This is a genomic window from Agrobacterium sp. DKPNP3 (genome assembly GCF_052686535.1).
The window spans coordinates 1-5,261 of sequence record NZ_JBQYSN010000162.1 but is presented as its reverse complement, the minus strand read 5'-3'; the positions used below and the strand labels follow the sequence as shown (position 1 = coordinate 5,261).

Below are 5,261 nucleotides of genomic sequence, written 5' to 3'. Positions count from 1 at the left end.
AGCCCTGCTGCTCGGCCCGCTTGCCGTCGATGCCGCCCATGAAGGCAAGGGCATCGGCTCGGCGCTGATGCGTGCCGCCATTGGCGAGGCCACCAGGCGCGGCCACGGCGCCATCCTTCTGGTTGGTGACGCCCCCTATTACGAGCGTTTCGGTTTTTTTGCCGACAAAACGCAGCACCTGATGATGCCCGGCCCGTTTGAACGCGGCCGTTTCCTGGCGCTGGAGTTGAAATCCGGTTGGCTGGAAGGCGCGGCGGGAATGCTCGTCGCGGCCGGCCGCCGGCTCTCTGCCTGAGACGAATTTCCCGTCTGATGTCAAACCCCGGCCCAAAGCCGGGGTTTATTGTTTCCGCTTTGCGCGATTGCGAGGCCCTGCGACGGTCGACAAATGTGCGGAGTCACGCAAAATGACCGGGAAAATACTTGAGTCTGGGGGCATTTTTCAGTTGATTTTGACCGGGGAGTCAGCTTGAAATGGCCAAAATGTTGATTGCCACTGAGAACTGACCCGGCGTGGCGTGATATTTCCATTGTCCGACATCAGCGCCCATGAGACAGAAGTGGCCTAATTGAGAAGAGAGGATTTTCGGCTCATCGTAGCTCTATCAAAGGAAGCGAAGATGAGACAGAAAACCGGGCCGCAGACATCAACGGCCGAGAAGACGATCAAGGATATCCGCCGCGCCACGCGCAAGCACCATTCAGCCGAGGAGAAAATCCGCATCGTGCTGGAAGGGCTGCGCGGCGAAGATAGCATCGCCGCGATCTGCCGCCGTGAGGGGATCGCCGAAAGCCTGTATTATAGCTGGTCGAAGGAATTCCTCGAAGCAGGCAAGAAGCGGCTTGCTGGTGACACCGCCCGCTCGGCGACCAGCGATGAGGTGAAAGCGCTGCGCCGTGAAAGCCGCGACCTGAAAGAGGCTCTGGCCGACCTCACCCTGGAAAACCGCCTGCTCAAAAAAAGCATGATCGCGGATGGGGGCGACGAAGAATGAGATATCCCGCCACCGAGAAGCTTGAGATCATCCGGTTGGTCGAGCAGTCGCACCTGTCGGCCAGGCAGACACTCGACAAGCTCGGCATTCCAAGGCCCACCTTCTATCGCTGGTATGATCGTTTCCTGACCCACGGCATCGAAGGGTTGGAAGACCGGACGTCCGCGCCGTCACGGGTGTGGAACCGCATTCCAGACGATATCCGGGATCGCATTGTTACCATGGCGCTCGACCATGCCGATCTGTCGCCGCGCGAGCTGGCAGTAAGGTTCACCGACACGGAAAGCTATTTTGTGTCAGAGGCTTCAGTCTATCGCCTGCTCAAGGCTCATGACCTGATCACCTCACCAGCCTATATCGTCATCAAGGCCAATGACGCATTCAAGGACAAAACCACGCGGCCGAACGAGATGTGGCAAACCGACTTCACCTACCTGAAGGTCATCGGCTGGGGATGGTTTTATCTGTCGACCATTCTCGACGACTTCTCGCGTTACATCATCGCCTGGAAGCTGTGCACCAGCATGAAGGTGGACGACGTCACCGACACGCTCGACCTGGCGCTGGCAGCCTCAGGCTGCGACAAGGTCAAGGTCGAACACCGGCCGCGCCTGCTGTCCGACAACGGACCGTGTTACGTCGCTTCCGATCTCGGAAAATGGCTGGAGACATACAAGATCGATCAGGTTCACGGCGCTCCCGGTCATCCGCAAACGCAGGGCAAGATCGAGCGTTGGCATCAGACGCTGAAGAACCGCATCCTCTTGGAAAACTACTACTTCCAAGAGGACCTGGAAGCCCAGATCGCAGCCTTCGTCGAGCACTACAACCATCGCAGATACCACGAGAGCCTCGACAATCTCACCCCAGCCGACGTCTACTTCGCACGCGGCCAGACCATCCTCATCGAACGCGAAAGGATCAAACGAGACACCATCAAACAGCGCCGCTTGAACCATCAGGCCAAAGCGGCTTAAATCAACCCGAAAACCGAGCCGGAAACGCCAATCTTCCAGAGCCCAAAAAGTCTCAAATCATTCGACGACGGACAGATACTAACACGGCCCCCTGTTCCGGTGGTCTTTGGGAAAGACAATAATGGCGATTATGCCATTCGTCTGCAACCAAACGATTTGCGCCCGCAGGTTTTCGAGAGCAAAGAGGCGAGCGACCAGATTGCTTGGAGCATCCATATTAAATCAATCTCCTACGAAGGCACCATGTCCGCGTCGGGGGCGGCCAAGACAACAGGTACGCGCATCAAACAAAGCACCAGCTCCTCGCCTGCCGTTCGCCAGAAACTGTACGCGGGTGCGGCACAGGATATGAGAAATTCCGATCTTAGTGGCCTCGCCTCCAATACGGGCGACCCGTCTCATATGCTTCAAATCTATATCCAATCCTCCAGCCTTTCCGTTTATCGCAATTACCCGAATGGTTTTGGCGTGATGGACCTAGTTGGCTATGATCCTTCGCTTTGGGAAAAGATAAAGGACATGTTCAGGTGATGAAGGCACTGTTTTCGACGAGTGTGCTCCTTATAGGCGCTTGCATTACCTCATGCGCCGCATCGGAAGAGAAAAGGGAAAGCTACATCGTGTTTTCCCAGGTTGCCGCAGGCCCATTCCTGTTCGATGATCAAGTTTCGGCTGGTCTGTACCGCACATTTAAAGCTCAAGGCTTCTCAGTGGGAGATATAGGGCTCGGTGACGGCGGTGAGGGCCTTAACATGGTTGTGACCGCGCAATGCAGCCAACTATCTGACGCCATTAGAAACGCCGAAATTCAATTCAAGCTGAAATTCGAAAGTTGCATGGAACTCAGAAAATAGCCCTCGCACCAGAAATATTTTTTGACGTCGCTATTTTTACGACTTTCGGAAAGGAGAACAAATTGCCGCCTGCCCATCGCCAGAACGATATCGGCTCCGGCCATGGCTGCCATTTTCCGCCGTCCAACGCGACTGGCGGGAGTCCGACTGTTTTTATTAATGGCAAACCCGCCATGCGCGTCGGCGACAGCTATGCTGCCCATACCTGCCCGAAACACGGAGGAGGCCATGGTCGAGCGCTGGCGGAGGGCTCTGCAAGCGTGTCCATCAATGGACGTCCCGCAGGACGTATCGGCGATGCCATCGACTGTGGGGGCACGGCACAGACAGGTTCGTCGAATGTCTCCATCGGTGACGGGGGGATCGGGTGGTACCGCCTGCCAGACAGCACAGTCCAGGCAGGCATCTCCGTCTATGAGGGGCTGACCTCGCATGGCGGAGGAATAAGCAATGGACGACTCACATTCTGACCGCGACAGGATTTATCTCGATCATCTGTCTAAACTGGCGTGTGATCCCGATTTACGCATCTTTGCAGTCATGGATGGTGCCTTTTTCCAGAATGTTAACGCCAATCTGCGCGATGCGGGTCTGGCCAGTCGCGCACTCTACCTTCATAGGGGGAACCAAGCGGTCGTGATTGGCGGTCCATGGCTGATCAACCCTTACCAGCACAATACCGCCGTTGATCCTCAGCCCCCCGCATGGACCGCAATTAGTGAGGAGGAGCGCGCTTCGGGCAAAAGCGATTCCGAAATCTATGCTGACAGAATGCAGGCCGCCCTAGACGCGGGCGACGAGACTGGCGGCGGTATGCTGTCCGTCGATGACGTGGAGAACGTCTCCGGCACCATAGCCCGGCTGGAAGCCATCTTGCGAATTGCCGATGGTAAGCCAGGTCTCGTGTTTTGGATCGGGGACGCCTCTCTGACTGAGGACGTCCTCTTCAGTCATCTGCGCCGGCTCAACAAGATTCTGGTTCCCAATGACAGTATCGATGATGAGGTGACAGACGAACTGCTGGAGGCCGCTGCCGACGCGGAGGAAATCCTCGTTGCAAAGGAGAATGACGCCTATGAGCTGGTGGTCTTCCGCCATGCCGACGCCAATGTCATGGCGCAGGTGTTCCCGGCGCTCAACGAGGTGCAGGCAGCCCGTCTGTTCGGCCCTTGCCACCAACTCCTGTTCGCGCCCGATCCCGACTGGTCTGGCGGCATCAAACGCGCCCGCAAGCCCAATGACCTTCCAGCGCCACCTTCCGGCCCGCTACGCTGGGAGCCTGAGACCATAAGGGCGATCAAGGCGCAGCGAATGGAGGCATCACGGCGTAAAGTGATGAGCTACCTGCGTGAGGTCGATCCCAATGCCGGGGAACTGTCAGATGCCGAACTTCGTCAGCGGGTTCTGATCTACGAAGCATCCGGCGATACAATCGGGCTTCAATCCGAGCGCGCCCACATGAAATGGGCCTATCTGATGTCGATCACAGATGGAAAAGCTGATAGTGATGGGATTGCCAAGGCCTACTTTCAGAAGAATTCCAAGCACCCTGACGACGCTATCGATGATGTCCTCGACGCTTTAGACGAAGCAGCGGGTGACCGTTGGAATCGCTTTTGGCAAGGAGCGGCACGGTAATGGGTGCTCTGCTGAAACTGCTCTTGAAGCTCCTGTCTAAAAGCCCGAAACGATCACCAAAACCACTGGCCAATCCGAAGGCTGGAAAGCAGAAGGCAAACGACAAGGGCAATGACGCCAAAAAGCGGGATGAGTGCGTCAGGGACTGCAAGAAGTCAAAGAAACCTGAGGCGCGAGACACAACGCCATACGGTGATCGCCTTAAGGGCAAGAAGTTCGAGGATGCTGAGAAGATTTTAGACAAAGAGTTGCGCGACGAGGCGGGATGGACAAAAGCGCCCCTTAGCAAAGGAGACGGGGTGCGATACTATGACGGTAAAGGAGGCGCAGTTTCCTTGAACAGAGGCTATCCAGAAGGCCTGAAAGGCGGGGGTGGCGATGCTCTTCACCAAGGACCTTATGTGAAGATACAACCATCCGGCAATCGCGCTCCACTTGGACAATAAGGCAAACACGATGACATTGAATCCAACTGATATTGAACGGGAAATCCTTCTTGATGCCCTGGATGAGGATGCGGTTCTCAGCGTTGTCGAGAACATTTCGAAAAAGTTCCGTATCGAGGGAGACGCTGTCTTTCAGCACGTCGTTTCTTTGTCGCATCTGAATCTTGTGGAGTTTTACAAATATGAGAACGAGGAAAAGACAGAAATCGCGAATGTAAAGTCCGAGGAGCTAGCCAAAGAGATGCGTGATCACCCTTATGAGATATTCCTCGCACGCACGGACAAAACATTTGGTCGATTAGCCGAGCTCAACAAAACTCATATGGCATGATGGCTAAGGCGCTTTGCATC

Annotated in this window: 8 protein-coding genes; all 8 read left to right on the top strand. The window is 55.7% G+C overall.

Annotated features, from left to right (window positions below; translation table 11 throughout):
* On the top strand, nucleotides 1-295 hold a 295-nt coding region (locus ACUTJJ_RS24635; RefSeq protein WP_445543737.1), incomplete at its 5' end, for a GNAT family N-acetyltransferase.
* 325 nt (nucleotides 296-620) lie between these two features.
* Nucleotides 621-1,972, top strand: a protein-coding gene (locus ACUTJJ_RS24630) for an IS3 family transposase (protein ID WP_445543736.1) whose coding sequence is annotated in 2 segments (ribosomal slippage) — nucleotides 621-957 and nucleotides 957-1,972 — 1,353 coding nt in all. Because the reading frame shifts where the segments join, the coding sequence is not laid out codon by codon here.
* Between the two features lie 99 nt (nucleotides 1,973-2,071).
* Nucleotides 2,072-2,503 (top strand): hypothetical protein, encoded by a 432-nt coding sequence (locus ACUTJJ_RS24625; RefSeq protein WP_445543735.1) that lies wholly within the window; start codon nucleotides 2,072-2,074, stop codon nucleotides 2,501-2,503.
* Complete coding sequence (locus ACUTJJ_RS24620; protein WP_445543734.1) at nucleotides 2,500-2,826, top strand: hypothetical protein; 327 nt, start codon at nucleotides 2,500-2,502, stop codon at nucleotides 2,824-2,826. Before ACUTJJ_RS24625 ends, ACUTJJ_RS24620 begins: the two co-directional genes overlap by 4 nt.
* A 62-nt stretch (nucleotides 2,827-2,888) precedes the next feature.
* The gene (locus ACUTJJ_RS24615) at nucleotides 2,889-3,296 is read left to right on the top strand and encodes a PAAR domain-containing protein (protein WP_445543733.1); all 408 of its coding nucleotides are present in this window, start codon (nucleotides 2,889-2,891) and stop codon (nucleotides 3,294-3,296) included.
* On the top strand, nucleotides 3,277-4,464 hold the full coding sequence (locus ACUTJJ_RS24610; protein ID WP_445543732.1) for a hypothetical protein: 1,188 nt from the start codon (nucleotides 3,277-3,279) through the stop codon (nucleotides 4,462-4,464). Before ACUTJJ_RS24615 ends, ACUTJJ_RS24610 begins: the two co-directional genes overlap by 20 nt.
* Entirely contained in the window at nucleotides 4,464-4,910 is a 447-nt protein-coding gene (locus tag ACUTJJ_RS24605) for a hypothetical protein (protein WP_445543731.1), read from the top strand. The genes ACUTJJ_RS24610 and ACUTJJ_RS24605 overlap by 1 nt, the downstream gene beginning before the upstream one ends.
* 10 nt (nucleotides 4,911-4,920) lie before the next feature.
* Nucleotides 4,921-5,241: a hypothetical protein gene (locus ACUTJJ_RS24600; protein WP_445543730.1), complete on the top strand. Its 321-nt coding sequence runs from the start codon at nucleotides 4,921-4,923 to the stop codon at nucleotides 5,239-5,241.
* Nucleotides 5,242-5,261 lie beyond the last annotated feature (20 nt).